The 17,953-nt window shown below is 72.5% G+C and carries 14 protein-coding genes; 6 read left to right on the top strand and 8 right to left on the bottom strand.

Annotated elements, in window-relative coordinates; all coding sequences use genetic code 11:
• Positions 1–92: 92 nt before the first annotated feature.
• The gene (locus ACFWEJ_RS16290) at positions 93–4,040 is read right to left on the bottom strand and encodes an Ig-like domain-containing protein (RefSeq protein ID WP_377230253.1); all 3,948 of its coding nucleotides are present in this window, start codon (positions 4,038–4,040) and stop codon (positions 93–95) included.
• Between the two features lie 175 nt (positions 4,041–4,215).
• On the opposite strand from ACFWEJ_RS16290, the gene ACFWEJ_RS16285 reads away from it, so the two are divergent.
• The 3 genes from ACFWEJ_RS16285 to ACFWEJ_RS16275 all read left to right on the top strand — a co-directional run bounded on the left by ACFWEJ_RS16285 (position 4,216) and on the right by ACFWEJ_RS16275 (position 7,389).
• Positions 4,216–4,890 (top strand): SGNH/GDSL hydrolase family protein, encoded by a 675-nt coding sequence (locus ACFWEJ_RS16285; protein WP_377230252.1) that lies wholly within the window; start codon positions 4,216–4,218, stop codon positions 4,888–4,890.
• Positions 4,887–5,585: a GntR family transcriptional regulator gene (locus ACFWEJ_RS16280; RefSeq protein WP_377230251.1), complete on the top strand. Its 699-nt coding sequence runs from the start codon at positions 4,887–4,889 to the stop codon at positions 5,583–5,585. The genes ACFWEJ_RS16285 and ACFWEJ_RS16280 overlap by 4 nt, the downstream gene beginning before the upstream one ends.
• Before the next feature lie 85 nt (positions 5,586–5,670).
• Positions 5,671–7,389 carry a SpoIIE family protein phosphatase gene (locus tag ACFWEJ_RS16275; RefSeq protein ID WP_377230250.1) on the top strand — a complete coding sequence of 573 codons (1,719 nt, stop codon included), beginning with the start codon at positions 5,671–5,673 and terminating at the stop codon, positions 7,387–7,389.
• Between the two features lie 3 nt (positions 7,390–7,392).
• Here ACFWEJ_RS16275 and ACFWEJ_RS16270 read toward each other — a convergent pair whose 3' ends face one another.
• Genes ACFWEJ_RS16270 through ACFWEJ_RS16240 form a run of 7 tightly spaced genes read right to left on the bottom strand, consistent with a single transcriptional unit; the run spans position 7,393 to position 15,118 of the window.
• Positions 7,393–8,247 (bottom strand): amidohydrolase family protein, encoded by an 855-nt coding sequence (locus tag ACFWEJ_RS16270; protein WP_377230249.1) that lies wholly within the window; start codon positions 8,245–8,247, stop codon positions 7,393–7,395.
• Positions 8,244–9,239 carry an aldo/keto reductase gene (locus tag ACFWEJ_RS16265; protein ID WP_377230248.1) on the bottom strand — a complete coding sequence of 332 codons (996 nt, stop codon included), beginning with the start codon at positions 9,237–9,239 and terminating at the stop codon, positions 8,244–8,246. Before ACFWEJ_RS16265 ends, ACFWEJ_RS16270 begins: the two co-directional genes overlap by 4 nt.
• Complete coding sequence (locus tag ACFWEJ_RS16260; protein WP_377230247.1) at positions 9,209–10,039, bottom strand: ribonuclease activity regulator RraA; 831 nt, start codon at positions 10,037–10,039, stop codon at positions 9,209–9,211. The genes ACFWEJ_RS16265 and ACFWEJ_RS16260 overlap by 31 nt, the downstream gene beginning before the upstream one ends.
• On the bottom strand, positions 10,036–12,039 hold the full coding sequence (locus tag ACFWEJ_RS16255; protein ID WP_377230246.1) for a hypothetical protein: 2,004 nt from the start codon (positions 12,037–12,039) through the stop codon (positions 10,036–10,038). Before ACFWEJ_RS16255 ends, ACFWEJ_RS16260 begins: the two co-directional genes overlap by 4 nt.
• A gap of 4 nt (positions 12,040–12,043) precedes the next feature.
• Entirely contained in the window at positions 12,044–12,913 is an 870-nt protein-coding gene (locus tag ACFWEJ_RS16250) for a carbohydrate ABC transporter permease (RefSeq protein ID WP_377230245.1), read from the bottom strand.
• The gene (locus tag ACFWEJ_RS16245; protein WP_377230244.1) at positions 12,913–13,839 is read right to left on the bottom strand and encodes a carbohydrate ABC transporter permease; all 927 of its coding nucleotides are present in this window, start codon (positions 13,837–13,839) and stop codon (positions 12,913–12,915) included. The genes ACFWEJ_RS16250 and ACFWEJ_RS16245 overlap by 1 nt, the downstream gene beginning before the upstream one ends.
• A gap of 19 nt (positions 13,840–13,858) precedes the next feature.
• Complete coding sequence (locus ACFWEJ_RS16240) at positions 13,859–15,118, bottom strand: ABC transporter substrate-binding protein (protein ID WP_377230243.1); 1,260 nt, start codon at positions 15,116–15,118, stop codon at positions 13,859–13,861.
• A gap of 160 nt (positions 15,119–15,278) precedes the next feature.
• Here ACFWEJ_RS16240 and ACFWEJ_RS16235 point away from each other — a divergent pair, with 160 nt between their 5' ends.
• The 3 genes from ACFWEJ_RS16235 to tyrS all read left to right on the top strand — a co-directional run bounded on the left by ACFWEJ_RS16235 (position 15,279) and on the right by tyrS (position 17,884).
• The gene (locus ACFWEJ_RS16235; protein ID WP_377230242.1) at positions 15,279–15,980 is read left to right on the top strand and encodes a helix-turn-helix transcriptional regulator; all 702 of its coding nucleotides are present in this window, start codon (positions 15,279–15,281) and stop codon (positions 15,978–15,980) included.
• A gap of 125 nt (positions 15,981–16,105) precedes the next feature.
• Entirely contained in the window at positions 16,106–16,513 is a 408-nt protein-coding gene (locus tag ACFWEJ_RS16230) for a VOC family protein (RefSeq protein ID WP_377230241.1), read from the top strand.
• 111 nt (positions 16,514–16,624) lie between these two features.
• The gene (tyrS, locus tag ACFWEJ_RS16225; RefSeq protein ID WP_377230240.1) at positions 16,625–17,884 is read left to right on the top strand and encodes a tyrosine--tRNA ligase; all 1,260 of its coding nucleotides are present in this window, start codon (positions 16,625–16,627) and stop codon (positions 17,882–17,884) included.
• Positions 17,885–17,953: the final 69 nt, after the last annotated feature.

The following is a 17,953-nucleotide window of genomic DNA, read 5'->3' as shown; positions in this document are numbered from 1 at the left end:
TCTCCCCTGACCCCCCTCGTGGAGTGTGGGCTATTTGTCGAGTAGACGCGGGTCGCTCGACAAATAGCCCGCACTCAACGGATGGGGGAGGGTCAGTCGAGCGGGGAGATGGCCATCTCGCCCGCCGGGCCCTGGCGGTACGTCGTGAAGTAACCGTCCGTCGCCAGTGCGTTGTTCGCCGTGTCGTCGAGGTAGCTCCACACCGGCTCGCCGTCGACGCGCAGCACCACGCGGATGCCGCCCTCGACGTCGACGGCGCCGAACGTGACCTCGTGCGTCGAGTTCGGCTCGATCACCGTGTTGGGAAACACGTCGATCATGAAGACGTCGGGCTTCCACCGCTGCATCTCGATGACGTCCTCCTTGATGACCACGAGGTACCCCGAGTTGCTGTTGGTCCACACGGGGTTGCCGGCAGACTTCGACCGCACCGAGAAGCCGAACCAGCCCCCGTTGAAGTCACCGAACGACGTGTCGAACCGCAACAGCTCGTCGCCGAACGTCGCCGGGGCGAACCCGGACGCGCTGCGCGGCGCCAGGTGCGCCGCCCCGTCCGCGACGGTCACCCCGCCGGACGGCGCCCACGCCGCCGCGTCGAGGATCTCGGCGCCGAGGTCGGTCACGGGGTGGTCGGCCGCCTGCACGGTCACCGTGGACGACGCCGACAGGCCCGGCACCGCCGTCGACGTCGCGGTGATCGTCGCGGTGCCGGCCCCGACGCCGCGGACGGTGCCGTCGTCGGCGACGGTGGCGACCGCCTCGTCGCTGGACGTCCAGTCCAGGCGGGTGCGGGTCGCGTCGGCCGGCGTGAACGTGGCGTCGAGCTCCCGGGTCTCGCCGGGCTCGATCGTGGCGGCCGACGGCGCGAGCGTCACGCTCGTGGGGTCCACCCCCACCAGCGAGAACGTCACGTCGTCGAAGTCCAGCGCCGTGAAGCCCTGGACGTAGAAGCCGACCTTGCCGGCCGCCGCGGGCGCGGGGTTGGCGCCCTCCACGACCACGTCGCCGTCGAGCAGCACCCGGACGCCGTCCGGCGTGACCACCACGCGCACGGCGTACTGCGTGCCGGGCTCCAGGCCCTCGCCGGCGGGCAGGGTCACCTGCTTCACCGTGCCCCACGCGGAGTCGAAGATCGTCCACGTGGACCCGGCCGCCGCGTGCCGGTACCGGACGTAGCCGCCCGGCGTGGCGCCCGTGCGGTCGTAGACGAGCAGCTGCCCGCCCTCGGGCACGTCGGCCGGCGTGGTGACCGTGAAGTCGAGCGCGTAGGACGAGAACTGCCGGTCGAGCTGGGTGTTGGCGCCGTTCTTGATGCGCAGCACGTGGTCGCCCGTGCCGTCGTCGACGATCGCCCGGTTGGCGTCGGTGGGCCAGCCGTTCGCGCCCGACTCGAAGTCGGTCGAGTGCAGCACGCCGTCGCCGGCGGCCACCGTGACCGCCATCTCGTCGCGGATGGTGGGGTCGGCCTTCGATTCCACGGTCACGACCAGCTCGCCCGGTCCGATCGCGGTGAGCACACCCGCCGCGCTGACCGTCGCGACCTCCGGGTCGCTGGAGGCGTAGGTGACGGCCTGGTCCGTCGCGTTCCACGGCACGGCCTGCGCCGCGACGGACAGCTCGTCGCCCAGCGTGATCGTGAGCTGGTCGCCGGGCAACGCCAGGGACTCCAGCGCCACCTCGTCCGGCGTCTGCGACTGACCCACGTGCCCGTCCGTGCCGATCTCGTCGAACGGGATGGCCTCGAAGCCGGGGATCTGGTCGAAGACGGCGGCGTCCGCGGTGAACGACCAGTCGCCGTTCGCGGCGTCGACGAAGCCGGGGTCGGCGTCCGTGACCCAGTTGTCCCCGTAGTTCAGCAGGTTCTTCGTGTCCAGGGCGCCCTCGGCGTTGACGTCCGGGTTCCGGGTGCGGTTCGGGTTCCAGATCACGTTCCGGTCGAACGAGCTGTGGTCCGGGAAGTAGTGGTTGTCCTCGAAGAAGTGCCCCAGCTCGGGGTACTTCGTCAGGTACGGCGTGCCGGCGAAGTCGCCGTTGTCGGCGAACACCTTCTGCCACTTGGGCAGGTACACCCGGTCGACGGTGTTGCCCTCGCCGTCGCCCATCCACTGCGTGTAGTTGTCGTACGGCACCGTGGTGTCGACGAACACGTTGTTCACGGCGTCGATGTAGTCGGCCGAGCCGGACTTGATCGCGTCGTTGCCCATGTTCACGAACACGTTCTGCTCGATGTTCAGGTCCCACGTGAAGTTGTCGGCGTAGATGCCCTCGACGCCGTGCTTGGTCAGGCCCACGTCGTGGAAGTAGTTCTGCCGGAACACGTGGCCGCGCTGCTGCGGCGTCTCGCCCGAGTTCATGTAGATGGCGCCGAGGTCCTGGAACGTCTTGCAGACGTCGTACACCTCGTTCTGCTCGAACAGGTGGTCGTTGCCGTGCACGATGATGCCCGGGTGCGGGGCGTCGTTGATCTCGTTGCCGCGCGCCACGTTGCCCACCCCGTCGAACATCACGCCCGGGTTGTAGGCCTTGTGGTAGTAGGCGAAGTCGTGGATGTGGGAGTCCTCGACCCGGTTGTTGCCGGGCGCCAGGGTGGTCTTGTTCCCGCCCTGCAGCACCACGCCGACGCCGCCCACGTGGCGGATGTCGTTCGAGACGACGGCGTGGTCGGTGCCGCCGCGGTTCACGGGGATCCCGTCATACGTGTACCGGCCGGGGGAGTTGATGAGCACCCCGCCGTCGGTGAAGTTCTGGACGTCGCTGTTCGAGATCGTCACGTGGCTGCCGCCGAGGATGACCGCGGCGTTCGCCCGCCCGTAGTCGAGCACCAGGTCGTCGAACGTCACGTACGACGTGCCGTCGGTGCGGATCATCGGCTCGTCGAGCGTGGTGACCACGGGCGCGCCCCGCTCCGCGAGGAACGACGCGTTCGGCACCAGGTACAGCATGCCGGTGTCCCGGTCGATGAAGTACTCGCCGGGGGCGTCGAGCTCCTCCAGCAGGTTCTGGGCGAAGTGGAAGTCGGGGTACCAGGTCTTCATCAGGCCCGACATCTCGCCGTAGCGCAGCGTGATGGTCCGGGCGTCGGTGTCGATCGACTCGATCTTGTTGTACGACCACTCCCAGCTCTGGCCGAAGATGCCGTCGAGCCAGATGTCGTCGGCCTGGCCCCAGTGCTGCGGCCGGTCGTAGGAGTAGCTGAACGTGCCGCCGCGGTCCTGCAGGTCGGCGTCGTCCTTGGTGGGGCCGACGTCGACGATCTTGTTCATCTGCACGGTGTCCTGGACGGCACCGGCGTTGGGCCAGCGGGCGAGCGTCATGTCCTGGCCGTCGACGTACAGCTCCATGGGCGGCGTGGTGCTGACGTCGTTGGCCTTCCAGTAGCCGTGCCGGCTGAGCTGGCCGTAGTCGTCGATGCCCAGCTCGCCCAGGTCGATCTGGAGGATGTCGTCGCGGGCCGACGTCTCGATCACGCGGTCGAGCACGGCCTGGTCGGTCACGGGGGAGAAGCCGTCGTAGGGCAGCTCCTTGCCGCCGGAGATCGTGGCGGTCTCGCCCGGGTAGGAGCGGTAGGTGACGGGCGCGGCGGCGGTGCCCGAGTCCTCGGCGCCGAGGGTGAACGACGCCGAGCGCTCGTACGTGCCCTCCCGCAGGTAGACGGTCACGCCGTCGGCCGGGAGGTTGCCCGCCGCCCGGAGCGCGCGGATGGCGTCGCGCGCCGCTTCCAGCGAGGCGAACGGCGCGGCCTCGGTGCCGGCGGCGCCGTCGTCGCCGTCCGGCGCGAGGTAGATCGTGCCCCGCGCGCCGGGGGCGTGCGGGCCCTTGCCGGGCTTGCCGGGCTTGCCGGGCTTCGGCTTGCCGGGTCCCTTCCCAGGGCCTTTACCGGGGTCTTGATCGGGCCCCTTGTCGATGGCGGTCGTGGTGACTGACGCGTGCTGGGCCCCGGTCTGCTGCGGGGCGGCCGTGGCGGCCGCGCTGGTGGCAGTCGCGCCGACGACGCACGTGGCGACGGCGGCGGCGAGCAGGGCTGACAGATGTCGCTTCATTGCGAGTGCTCCGACCTCTTCGGTGATGGTCATGGACTGCGGGTCGTCCTCGACCCGCGGCTGGCAGCGGGAGCGATGCTACATTAATCGATAATCGCTGACAATGAACGGGAGGCGTTCGGACGCCGCAGCGCCCGGTACCGTCGGACCCGTTCATCACACGAGGGAGTGCTTCATGACCAGCAGCGGTATCACCGGCGGACAGGCCGAACGACTCGTCTTCGTCGGGGACTCGATCACCGACGCCGGCCGCGACCGCGCGGACACCGGGTCGCTCGGCGACGGCTACGTCAGCCTCGTGGCGGCCGACCTGCCCGGCGCCGAGGTGCGCAACGTCGGCATCGGCGGCGACCGCGCCGTCGACCTGGAGGCGCGCTGGGAGCGTGACGTCGCCGGCACCGCGCCCGACGTGCTCAGCGTGTACGTGGGGGTCAACGACACCTGGCGCCGCTTCGACAACGACGACCCGACGAGCGCCGAGGACTTCGAGGCCACCTACCTGCGCCTCCTGGACCGGGTGCCGGGCAGCCCGCGCCTGGTCCTCGTGGAGCCGTTCCTCCTGCCGGTGCGGCCGGAGCAGCACGACTGGCTCGACGACCTCGCCGGCAAGCGGGAGGTCGTCGCGCGCCTCGCGGAGCAGGCGGGCGCCGCCCTGGTGCCGCTGCACTCCCTGCTCACCGCCGCCGCGGAGGCCACGGGAGCCGGCGGGCTGGAGGGCGCCGTCGCCCTGGCCCCCGACGGCGTGCACCCCACGCCCGCGGGGTCGCGCATCATCGCCGACGCCTGGCTCGCGGCCTACCGCTCCGGTGCACAAACGATTGTCGATAATGCCGCTAGGCTGGGTGGATGACTGATGCGTTGAGCGGGATCTCGGGCCTCGAGCGCGGGCTGCTGTCCGACCAGATCTACGACCTGGTCAAGTCGATGATCAAGTCGTCGCAGCTGGCCCCGGGCGAGCAGCTCGTCGAGTCCCAGCTGGCCCGCCGCCTGCGCGTGAGCCAGGCCCCCGTGCGCGACGCGCTCAAGCAGCTCGCGCACGAGGGCCTGGTGACGCACGTGCGGCACCAGGGCAACTTCGTGACCAAGCACTCCGACGAGGAGGCCCAGCAGGCCAAGCAGGCCCGCGTGGCGCTGGAGGCGCTCGCGGGCCGGCTCGCCTGCGGGCGCCTCACGCCCGAGACCCGGGCGCGGCTCGAGGAGGTCATCGTCGCCATGCACGGCACGGTCGACGCCCAGGACCTGCCCGCGTTCCGCGAGCTCGACTTCGGGTTCCACCGCGCCGTCATCGAGGCCAGCGGCAACACCTACCTGCCGCGCATGTGGGACATCATCGAGCCGAGCCTGCGCTCCATGCACCTGCTCGGCGACCCCGAGTTCACCGGCGACTGGCACGAGGTCGCCGACTGGCACCGCAGCCTGCTCGACGTCCTGGACGGGGGCGACGCCGACGCCGCCTCGGCCCTCTTCGAGGCGCACGCCGCGGGGACCCTGCTCGACGCCGACGCCGACGCCGACGCCGACGCCGACGACCCCGACGCGGGCTGAGCCCGAAGCCAGAACAAAACTGGACAAGCCAGGCTCACCCCCTCCAAAGGCTAGGCCGGCGAGGCATATTCGTTACGATTCGCGTGTGAGATCGGGGTGGTTCGAGGAGGCGACGGCACGCAGCGCCGTCGGTCGCGAGGCCTGGACCGTCGCGTGGGAGGCCACCCCGCTCGGTCCGCCGAGCGCATGGCCGGAGTCGCTGCGCCACGCCGTGCGGCTGTGCTTCTCGACGCGGTTCCCGGTGATGATGGTCTGGGGCCCGGACCTCACGCTCATCTACAACGACGGCTACCGGGACATGCTCGGCACCGACAAGCACCCCGCCGCGCTGGGCGCGCCCGCCCGGGTCGTGTGGGCCGAGATCTGGGACGACATCGGCCCGCTGTTCGACACCGTGCTGACCACGGGGGAGCCGACGCTCAGCCACGACATGTACCTGCTGATGAACCGGTCGGGGTACGCAGAGGAGACCTACTTCACCTTCTCCTACAGCCCGCTGTCGGACGACGACGGCCGGGTCGTGGGTGTGCTCGACATCGCGACCGAGACGACGCGCGAGGTGGTCAACCAGCGGCGGCTGGCCGTGCTCGGCGAGGTGCACGCGGCCCTGCCCGCGACGTTCACCGACCTGCGGTCCTTCGCCCTGCCCGTGGTCGGCGTGCTGGCCGCCAGCGCGGACGTCGCCCGGGTCGCGGTCTACGCCGCGAGCGGCCCCGAGGTGGTCCTGGAGTCCGGGGGCGCCTCGGACCAGAGCGAGCTGCGCCTCGTGGTCCGCGCGCTCGCCTCCGGCCGGCGCCAGGTCGTCCCGGGCATGGTGGTCACGCCCGTGCGGTCCGGCCAGGGGAGCGGCGTCATCGCCGCGCTCGTCCTGTGCGGCACCGAGGTGCGGCCCTGGGACGCGGACTACGCCCGCTTCATGATGGTGCTGTCGACGACGGTCGCCGCCGCGCTGCGCGACGTCGTCCGGCGCCGGGTGCACGACGACGCCCTGCGGCTGCGGGCCGTGCACTCGGAGGAGGAGCGGGCCCGGGCCACCGAGGTGTCCCTGGCGCTGCAGCAGGCCGTGCTGACCGACCCGCCGCAGATCGACGACCTGGAGGTGGTCGTGCACTACCAGCCGGCCGCGGTCGAGCGGGACATCGGGGGCGACTGGTACGACGCGTTCACGCGGCGGGACGGCGCGACCACCGTGGTGATCGGCGACGTGATCGGGCACGACCTCGACGCCGCCGTCGCGATGGGGCAGATCCGTTCCCTGGTGCGGGCCATCGGCTACGACAGCCAGGAGACGCCCGCGCGGGTGCTGGAGCGCGTCGACGCGGCCATCGACGGCCTCGCCCTCGGGAGCTCTGCGACTGCCACGGCGCTCGTGGCGTGCGTCGAGCAGCCGGCCGGACCGCGCGGGGACCTGACGCGCACGGTGCGGTGGTCCAGCGCCGGCCACCTGCCGCCGATCCTGGTCCGGGCCGACGGCACGAGCGAGATCCTCCGGATCCGCAACGACCTGCTGCTCGGCATGGACTCGGGGGTGGTACGCCGGGACCACGCCGTCGAGCTCCGTCCCGGCGACACCCTGCTGCTGTACACCGACGGGCTGGTCGAGCGGCGGGACAGCGGCCTGCGTGCCCGCCTGGACCAGCTCGCCAAGGTGCTCGAGGGAACCCACGGGGCGGACCTGGGCGCCATCGTCGAGTGCGCCCTGAGCGGCATGCTGTCCGCCACGGACGGCTCCACGGTCGACGACGACATCGCGATCGTGGCGGTCCGCGCCGGCAGGAGACCCGAGGTTCTCGTCAAGCGGTGACGGTCAGGCGGTGACGCCGTAGAGCCGCTCCGCCGTCCCCGACCACACGGCCGCCGTCGTACCGTCGTCGAGCGCCGGCAGCGCGCGGGCCGTACGGGCGACGACCTCCGCGTACGGCGCGACGCGGGCTGACATCGGCCAGTCGCTGCCGAACAGCAGGCGCTCCGTACCGAGCAGGTCGACGGCGGCCCGGGCGATCGCGGCGACCCGGTCGGCGTCGTCCGGGCCCGCCGTGTGCAGGCCGGAGAGCTTGGCGTGCACGCGCGGCCGGGCGGCGAGCGCCGCGAGCGCGTCGCGCCACGGCTGCCCGGGCGTCCCGGCGCCGAGGCCCAGGTGGCAGACGACGACGTCGAGCGCCGGGTGCCGGTCGGCGAGCGCCCCGACGGCGGCGAGCTGTTCGGGGCGCACCAGGGTCTCCAGCACCCGCCCGGTGGCGGCCAGCCCCTCGCACAGGGCGTCGAGCCCGGTGACGTCGGACAGGTCGGCCGCGCCGCCGGGGACGGCGAGCCGGAGGCCGGCGACGGGCACGCCGTCGTCGAGCAGCGGCTGCGCCATCCCGGCCCAGGCGGCGGGGTCGCCGGGGCGCGCGTCGTACTGGAGCACGACCGGCCCGGGCAGGGGGCCGTGCGCGGCGGCCCGGGCGGCGAGCCAGCGCGCCTCGCCCTCGGTGTCCGCGGCCTGCACGGCGACGGCGGCGCGCACGGGCGCCGGGGACGTCGCCGTGGCGCTGGCCAGGTCGTCCGGGCCGATGCGCCGCGGCAGGCCCAGGCGCTCGGCGAACCAGGAGATCCGCATGGCCGCGGTGTCCCAGAGGTGCACGTGCGCGTCGACGATGCCGTCGAGCATGCCGTCGCTCATGCCGGAGCGGGCGCGGACCGTGCGGCGTCGAGCGCGGCCCAGAGATCATCGGTCAGGTCGGCTGCGGCGGCGTCGGCGAAGACGTCGACCTCGGCCGGGGTGCGCGCCCCGACCACCACTGCCTCGACTCCCGCCACGCGCAGCGGGTACCGCGCGGCGGCTGCCGCCAGGGGGAGTCCGGCCGCGGCGCACACGGCCGCCATGCGGAGCGCGCCGGCCACCTGCTCCGGCGTCGCGGGGTGGTAGTCGAAGTACGGCGCGGCCACGGGGTCGGCGAGCACCCCGGAGTTGTACACGCCCGCGGCGATCACCCCCACGCCCCGCTCGCGGGCGGCGGGGAGCAGGTCGGCCTCGGCCGTGCCGTCCAGCAGCGTCACCCGGCCCGCGGGCATGACGACGTCGAGCGCGTCCGCGGCCTCGCGCACCAGGCGCGCGACCGGCGCGTTGTGCCCCATGCCGACGCCCACGGCCCGGACCACGCCCTGGTCGCGCAGCTCCAGGAGGGCGGGCAGGGCGCCGCGCAGCGCGGCGTCGACGTCGGCCGGGTCGTGCAGGTAGAGCAGGTCCACGCGGTCGGTGCCCAGCCGCGCGAGGCTGCCCTCCAGGGAGCGCAGCACGCCGTCGCGGCTGAGGTCGCCGACGGTGTTGACCCCGGTGCCGCCCGTCGGGACGGGCGCGCCGTCGGCGTCGACGATGGTGCGCCCCACCTTGGTGGCGAGCACCACGCTGTCGCGGTCCACGCCCGACAGGGCGGCGCCGAGCCGGAGCTCGCTGACGCCCTCGCCGTAGTGCGGCGCGGTGTCGAAGAACCGCACGCCGCGCTCCAGGGCGCGGCCGACGGTCGCCTCGGCGGCGTCCGCGGCCACGGGCGTGAACAGGTTGCCGATGGGCGCGCAGCCCAGGCCGAAGGCGGCGGCGACGGCCTGGGCGGGGCCCGGGTCGAGGCCCGGCCCGGCCGGGCTCAGCGGGCGGAGGGCTGCGCGGAACGCCATGCCTCGAACTCCCCTCGGGTGTCGGGGGTCAGCGGGTAGTAGTCGCTCAGCCGGGCGCCCTCGTCGAGCCGGCCGCGGCTGAACACCTCCCACTCCTCGTGGTCCCGCGCGGACTCGATCACCTGGTCGGCCATCGCGCGCGGCACGATGACGGGGCCGTCGTCGTCGGCCACGACGAGGTCGCCCGGCAGGCACAGGACGCCGCCCACGGCGACGGGCACGTCGAACGCCCACGGGAACAGCTCGGACTGCGAGGCGTAGTGCGGCGTGCTGCCCGTGGACCACACCGGCAGCCCCAGGTCGCGGATCTTCCCGGAGTCGCGGATGCGGCCGTCGACGACCATGCCGGCGCCGCCCTTGCGCTGGAAGTAGCGGGCCAGGATGTCGCCCACGCACCCGGAGTACAGGCTGCCGAACGCCTGGACCACCAGCACGTCGCCGGGCTGCACGGTCTCCAGGACGTGCCACAGGGCGGTGTGCCGCTCCACGTACTCCTGCTCGTCGCCCGCGGCGAGGTCCTCGCGCTGCGGCATGAACTGCAGCGTGAGGGCGGAACCGACGACCTTGTACCCGGGGGACAGGGGCCGCGGCCCCTCCACGAACGAGCGGCGGATGCCCAGCCCGTGCAGCTTGGCGCAGGCCGTCGCGGACGACACCTCGCCCAGCCGGGCCAGGGTGTCGGCGTCGGCCCGCTCGAAGGCCTCGCCCCGCACGGGGAGCGTGACGTCCGGCCGGACCAGGCCCGCGGTGGGATCGGTGGGCAGCCCGTCCAGGCCGGCGTGGGTGGGGGCTTCGGTCATGAGGAGGCTCCTTCTCGGGGCTGGGACTGGAACTCGGGGTGGGTGGTCGCGGCACCCGGGTGTCGCGGCGCGGCCGTGCCGGGGGCGGTGAGCAGCACCAGGTCCGCGCGGTGCGACGGCGGCAGCTCGACCAGCACGTCGCCGCCGTCCACGGGAAGGCTCACCGAGGACGGCGTCCCGGCCCGCCCCGCGGACGCCGTCGACGGCCCCGGGTAGACGCCGCCGGACTCGCCCCGGGCCACGACGCCGGTCAGGCGCTGCTCCCCGAACCGGCCCGGCCGCGCGCGCACCCGCCGGGCGCGCGTGGGGGAGAGGTTGACCAGCGTCAGCTCGACGCGCCCCGCCTGCGGGTCGCCGTCCAGGCGCGTGACCAGGGCCGCGACGTCGGGCGGCAGGCCCGGCCGCGACCGGTCGGCGTCGGTGTAGCTCACGGCCGCGAACGGCAGGCCCCCGTTGTAGAGCGTCTGCGGCGTGCCCGTGACGAGCTGCCCCAGCACCTCCGTGACCACGGGGTTGGCGCGCTGCCAGAAATGCAGGTGCACGGAGTCGGGGTCCACGGGCTCGGCGTCCATCACCGCGACCCGGCGGGCGAGCTGCCCGAGTGCCATCGACAGCGCGCGCTCCGGATAGTCGGGCAGCGCGCCGTCGAGGAACGTGAGCCACGGGCCCTCGTGCCCCGCCTCGACCTTGTCCCGGAACGGACGCACCTCGCGCGCGCCGGGCGTGCCGTCCAGCACGCGGTCCAGGCGCTCGCGGTCGCGCGGGTCGCGGGTCCACCACCACAGCCAGGTGGGCAGGTCGAGCTGCAGCGGGCCGAAGTCGAACCAGCCCTCGGCGCCGTACCGGTAGGGCACCAGCAGCGCGGGCTCGGCGGCGTGCGGCCCGAGGCGCTCCAGCCAGCTCCCGCGCAGGCTGAACGGGGTCACGGTGACGGGCGCGGTGATCGAGTGCTCCAGCACCGTGTCGAGCATGGTGCGCACGAGATCGAGCGGGCCGTCGTCGCGGGCCGGTCCGGGCACGGCGCCCGAGACGAACGACGCGTTGATCGCCCCGATCAGCGTGCTCATGCCCACCGAGTGCAGGCCGTGGGGCCAGGTCCAGCCGTAGTGCCCGCCGTACCAGGCGCCGTCGTGCAGCCCGCCGACGACGCCGTCGGGCGCCACGTTGTCCGGCATGAGCCCGCCCGCGGCGGCGGCGCGCTCGCGCCAGCCGTCGACGTACCGGGTGACCCACGCGGCCGCGGCGGCGTCGCCGTCGTACAGCCAGGCGTTGGTGACCAGCGACGTGGCCGCGAGGTTCACGGCGGTGTCCCCGGCCGCGCGCCGCTGCAGCTCGTCGCCCATGAGCTGCGCGTGCGCCGGGTCCTCCAGGTCGGACCAGCGCGTGATTCCCGGCAGCCCGTGCAGCGGCAGGCCGTAGGCCTTCATGTAGTCGAGCGACGCCGGGTAGGTGAGCCACTCCGTGCCCAGTCCCGGCAGCGGTCCGAGCGCGCCGTTGTGCGGCGCGGTGACGATGTTGCGTGCCGGGTCGTAGTTGCCGTGCTCCGGGTCGGTGTACAGGCGCGCGAACCGCCGGCCGCGCTCGGCGAACCGCTCGTCGCCCGGGTCGGCGGCGCACAGGCCGTAGAAGAACAGCAGCGACTCGCCCTGGTGGAACCAGTCGTACCCGTTCTCGTACTCGCCGGTGAGCATGCCGGCCTCGGTGAGCTGCGCCGTCACGCCCTCGAAGTGGTGCTTGGCGGCGTCGAGCACGTCGTCGCTGCCGCCCAGGGCGTAGAAGGCCGGCCAGTTGAAGAACGGCTCGTAGAGGTCGTCCACGCCGTCGCGGTGCTCGAACCCGCCCGCGTGCAGGATGCGGCCGTCGGGACCGCAGTACCGGCGCGCGAACAGGCGCCAGGCCTCCTCGGTCGCGTCGAACAGGCGCCGTTCGAGCACGGCCCAGGCCGGCACCTCGGTCAGGGGAGTGGTGGGGATCCGCGGGTGCGCGGTGTCGTCGGTCATCGCCTCAGCCCTTCGTCGCCCCGGCGACCAGGCCGCCGATGATGTGCCGCTGCATGAGCACGAAGAAGAGGATCGCCGGGGTCACCGCGAGCAGCAGCGTGGGGAAGACCGTGGTGTAGTCCGTCGAGAACTCGCCGACCGCGGCGTACACGCCGGTGGTCACCGTGTAGATGCCGGAGCCGGGGCCCAGGATGATCTGCGGGCTGACGAAGTCGTTCCAGACGCTGATCGAGTTCAGCACCACGATCGTGGCCACCACGGGCCGCATGATCGGGAAGATGCAGGACCAGAACGCCCGGATCTTGCCCGCGCCGTCCAGGGACGCCGCCTCGTCGATGTCCCGCGGCACCGTGCGCAGGTAGGCGGCGAACAGGAAGATCGTGACCGGCAGCGTGGCCGCCGTCTCGAAGAGGATGAAGCCGGGGATCGTGTTGATCAGCCCCAGCACCCGCAGCACGAACACGACGGGGATCAGCGTCACCTGGCCCGGGATGAACAGCCCGGAGACGAACAGGAGCAGCAGCCCCAGGTGCCACTTCGACCGGCCGCGCGCGATGACGTACGCGACGGGCGCGGCCAGCGCGATGCCGAACACGTTGACCAGCGCGACGAACAGCAGCGTGACGCCGTAGGCGCGCACCACGTTGAACTTCTCGCTGGTCAGCGCCGCCCGGAGGTACTCCAGGCTGAACGTGTCGGGGGTGATCGCCAGGGGCGAGGCGATGATCGCGTCCTGCGGCTTGAAGGCGTTGATCACCATGATGTAGAGCGGCACGAGCATGACGAGCGCGCCGGCGCCGAGCAGCACCCACTTGAGCACGCTGCCCACGCCGGGGGCGCGCAGCCGGCGCCGGGGGGTCGGGTATCTGCGCATCAGTCGGCCACCTTCTGCTCCGCGCCGCGTCGGGCGAACGTCACCGCGAGGCCCAGCACGGCCGTGACCAGCAGCAGGATCACGGACTGCGCCGCGCCGAACCCGAGCTCGGACTGCGCGAACGAGTCCCGCAGCACCTGGTAGACGATCGTCTGGGTGGACCCGGCGGGACCGCCGTCGGTCAGGGCCAGCACGATGTCGTAGACCTTGAGCAGCCCCACGAGCGTGAGCACGAGGTTCACGGTGAACACGGGGGCGATCAGCGGCAGCGTCACGTTGCGGAACTGCTGCCACTTCGAGGCGCCGTCCACGGTGGCGGCCTCGTAGTACTCGGTCGGCACGGACTTGATGCCGGCCAGGAACAGGATCATGTTGAAGCCGAAGTGCGACCACACGATCGTCAGGATCACGCTCGCCTTGGCGAACGCGACCTCCGTGAGGAACGGGACGGGCGGCACGCCGAGGTGCCCGAGCAGGCCGTTGACGGCGCCCTCCGGCGCGAGCATGGCCGACCAGAGGAACCCGATGATCAGCGCGCTGATGATGTACGGGTAGAAGAAGATCGTGCGCATCAGCGTGTTGGCGCGGCCGGAGCCGGAGATGAGGGCCGCGATCGTGAGCCCGACGCCGTTGCACAGCACCGTGCCGAAGAACGCGACCACGCCGGTGAAGATCGCGGCGTCGACCGTGCGCGGGTTGCGGAAGGCCTCGGCGTAGTTGTCGAGCCCGATGAACGTGAAGTTCAGGCTGTAGCCGTTCCAGTCGGTCAGGCTCAGCACGAACGCCAGGACCATCGGCACGATGAACATCGCGAGGAACACCAGGACGGCGGGGCCGCCCATGACGATCCCGGGGAGGCGGTCGCGCCACACCCGCGCCGCCGAGCGGCGGCGAGGGCGTGGCACGACGGCGAGCGTGTCTGCCATGTGGGTCACCGGTGCTGCCTCAGCCGATGCTGGAGGCGAACCAGTCGTCCATGGCCGACTCGACGTCGGCGGCCGGGGTGCCGCCGATCAGGGCCTGGGTCTGGGCGTTGATCTCGTCCGAGTAGCCCGTCGGCAGCGTGCGCTCGCCGTAGCCCTGGCCCGTCGGGGTGTACGACTCGGCGGGCGTGTTGGCCACGATCTGCTGCAGCTCCTGGCCCAGTGCGTCCATCTCGTACTCGTAGCCGTCGCGGAAGTTGCCGTCCACCTCGAGCTGGTCGGCGACCGCCGTCTGGTCGGTCACGAGGAACTCGACGAGCTTGGCGGCGGCGTCCTGGTCCTCGCTGGTCTTGAGGATCGAGTAGGGGCTCGCGATGTTCGCGCCCATCGCCGGGGCGTCGACGCCGTCGGCGGCGGGGGCCCGGAAGACGCCGATCTCGGCCTTCTCCTCGGCCTTGGCCTCGGTGCCCGCGAACCAGCTGCCCATGGGGTAGATCGCGCTCTTGCCGGACAGGAACGCCTGCTCCGCGTCGGGGTACTTGATGCCCAGCGCGTCCTTGGGCACGTAACCCTCGGCCACCCACCCGGCGTACGTCTCGACGGTCTGCCCGTACGTCTCGGCGAACGTGGTCTCGCCCGCGCTCATCCCGGCGAACCAGTCCGGGTCCTGCGCCACGATCGTCGGCAGGCCGAGCGCCTGCAGGGAGTGGCTGGTCATCCAGTCGCCGCCGGTCTGGATCGGGGTCCAGCCGGCGTCCTTGAGCTTGCCGAGCGCGTCGGTGAGCTCCTCCACCGTCGTCGGAGTCTCCGCGATGCCGGCCTCCTCGAAGGCGGTCTTGTTGTAGAACCACAGGCTCTGCAGCTGGAAGCCGATGCCGGCCATGTAGTACTTGCCGTCGATCGAGTACTGGTCGGCCAGGGGACCGGTCGTGGCCCAGTCGTACTGGGAGAGGTCGACCAGCTCGGGGGCCAGGTCGACAGTGGGCGGCATCGACTGCACGACGTCGGGCGCGTCGCCCGCGGTCAGCAGCCGGGGCAGCGCGGCGGCCACGCCCTCGGCGCCCGGGTTCTGCACGACGACGTCGATGCCGGGGTTGGCCTCCTCGAACGGCGCGACGAGCTCGTTCCAGAACTCCTCGGTGAGGTTGGGGGTGACGTTGACGAGCAGGCTCAGCTCGGTGGTGCCACCACCGGCGTCGCCGCCGTCGCCGGCACAGCCGGCGAGGGTGAGGGCGGCCGCCGTGAGCGTGCCCACGCTCGCCAGGGTGCGGTGCTTGATCATCGTTGATCCTCTCGGGTTGCCGCAGCGTTCCAGGGGGTGCTGTGCGTGGGCCTGCGGCGTACGGCCTACGACTGTGGAGTGACGTCTCGGGGAGAGTAATCGATAATCGTTGGATTGGGAAGAAGGCGGGTCCCGTGCCCGCGGCGCATAGGCTCGCGGGGTGAACCGGACCGACCGCCTGTACGCGATCGTCGAGGAGCTGCGGGCCGTCTCGCCGCGCCCGCGGAGCGCGTCCTGGCTGGCCGACCGGTTCGAGGTGAGCCGGCGGACCATCGAGCGCGACATCGGCGCGCTGCAGCAGACGGGCGTGCCCGTCTGGGCAGAGCCGGGCCGCACCGGGGGCTACTGCCTGGACCGCGAAAGGACGCTCCCGCCGGTCAACTTCAGCCCGGACGAGGCGGTCGCGGTCGCCGTCGCGCTGGGCGGCCTGGCCGGGACACCCTTCGCGGGCGCGGGCTCGACGGCGCTCCGCAAGATCCTCGCGGCCATGCGGGACGACGACGCGACCGCCGCCCACGACCTCGCCGCCCGCGTGCACCTGCTGGGGGCGCCGCCGCAGGTGCCGCCGGTCCCCGCCGTCCTCACCGACGCGATCACCGCGCGCCGGGTGCTGCGCCTGCGGTACACCGACAAGGCCGGCGCCGCGACCACGCGCGACGTCGAGCCGCTCGGCTTCGTCGGATCCTCCACGGGCTGGTACCTGCTGGCCTGGTGCCGGCTGCGCGACGGGATCCGCGCCTTCCGCCTCGACCGCGTCGACCGGGTCACGGCCACCAGCGAGCGCGCGCCCCGCCGCGTGGTCCGCCCGGAGGACGTCCAGGTGCCCGACGGCGACCTGCGCACCCTGACGTTCCTTGGTTGACCCGCGCTCCCGGCCTGCTGCGGAAACACCGACCGCGGAAACACCGACACAGGGGTGTCGCGGAGCGGTCGGAGGCTGGTCGCGAGCCACGGAGAGACCGTGGCCCGACCAGGAGGTCCATCCTCATGCACCGCGCCACCCTCGCCTCCGTGCGGCTCATCACCGACGACGTCGACCGGCTGACCGCCTTCTACGAACGCGTCACCGGCGCCACGGCGGACCGCCCGTCGCCCGACTTCGCCGAGCTGCGCACCGACCGCGGCACCCTCGCGATCGGCAGCACCCGGACGGTCCAGCTCTTCGGCCCGGGCTCCGCGGACCCGGCGGCCAACCGCACGGCGATCGTGGAGTTCCTCGTCGACGACGTCGACGCGTTGTTCGCGGGCCTCGGCGACACGGTCGAGACCGTGACTCCGCCGACAACCATGCCGTGGGGCAACCGGTCGCTGCTCGTCCGCGACCCCGACGGCACCCTGGTCAACCTGTTCACGCCCGTGACCCCGGAGGCGCGGGCGCGCGCCGGGATGGAATGAGGGCGAGCCCATCGCCGCCGTCGGGCAGACTATGACCATCGGGCCGACGAGCCCGCCGAGCAACATCTGACCGACAACGCCGGTCTACCCCCACCAGAAGGAGCATCCACGGTGACCCACATCTTCGACGAGCTGCAATGGCGAGGCCTGGTGGCACAGTCCACCGACGAGGCCGCGCTGCGTTCTGCACTGTCGGAGGGCACCGTGGACTATTACGTGGGCTTCGACCCCACGGCCCCGTCGCTGCACATCGGCAACCTCGTCCAGATCCTTACGGCACGCAGGCTGCAGGACGCCGGCCACCGGCCCTACCTGCTGGTCGGCGGCGCGACGGGCCTCATCGGCGACCCCCGTGACTCGGGTGAGCGCACGCTCAACTCGCCCGAGCTCGTGGCGAGCTGGGTGGAGCGCATCCGCGCCCAGATCTTGCCGCACCTGTCCTTCGAGGGCGACAACGCCGCGCAGATGGTGAACAACCTCGACTGGACCGCCCCGATGTCCGCGATCGAGTTCCTGCGTGACATCGGCAAGCACTTCCGGATGGGCACCATGCTGTCCAAGGACATCGTGGCGCGAAGGCTCGCCTCGGACGAGGGCATCAGCTTCACCGAGTTCAGCTACCAGGTGCTGCAGGGCATGGACTACCGCGAGCTGTACCGGCGGCACGGCATCACCCTGCAGCTCGGCGGCAACGACCAGTGGGGCAACCTGCTGGCCGGCGTCGAGCTGATCCGCAAGGCCGAGGGCGTGAGCGCGCACGCGCTCACCACGCCGCTCATCACCAAGGCGGACGGGACCAAGTTCGGCAAGTCCGAGGGCGGCTCCATCTGGCTCGACCCGGAGATGACCAGCCCCTACGGCTTCTACCAGTTCTGGCTCAACCAGGCCGACGCCGACGTCGTCAACTACCTCAAGGTGTTCACGTTCCGCACCCGCGAGGAGATCGCGGAGCTCGAGCGCGAGGTGGCCGAGCGGCCGTTCGCACGCGAGGCCCAGAAGGCGCTCGCGGGTGACGTCACCACGCTGGTCCATGGCGCCGGGGCGACGGAGGCGGTCATCGCGGCGAGCCAGGCGCTGTTCGGCCGCGGCTCGCTCGACGACCTCGACGCCCGGACGCTCGCGGGTGCGGTGGCCGAGCTGCCGCGCGTGACGGCCAAGGCCGGCGACCTGGTCGCCGACCTCCTGGTGGGCTCGGGGCTCGTGGCGTCCAAGGGTGCGGCGCGCCGGGCGATCGCCGAGGGCGGCGCCTACGTGAACAACGTGAAGGTGACGTCGGACGACGCCGCACTCGCCGGCGAGGACCTGCTCCACGGGCGGTACGCGGTGCTGCGCCGGGGCAAGAAGACCCTGGCGGTCGCCGCGTCGGAGTGACCTCCTGACCGGCCTCTCGCGGCTCTCCTGACCGGCACTGCCGGAGCACGACGGCGGCCGCCCGCGCAC

The sequence above is a fragment of the Promicromonospora sp. NPDC060204 genome (assembly GCF_042728455.1).
Lineage (GTDB): Bacteria > Actinomycetota > Actinomycetes > Actinomycetales > Cellulomonadaceae > Promicromonospora.
This window is presented reverse-complemented; position numbering and strand designations above follow the sequence as displayed.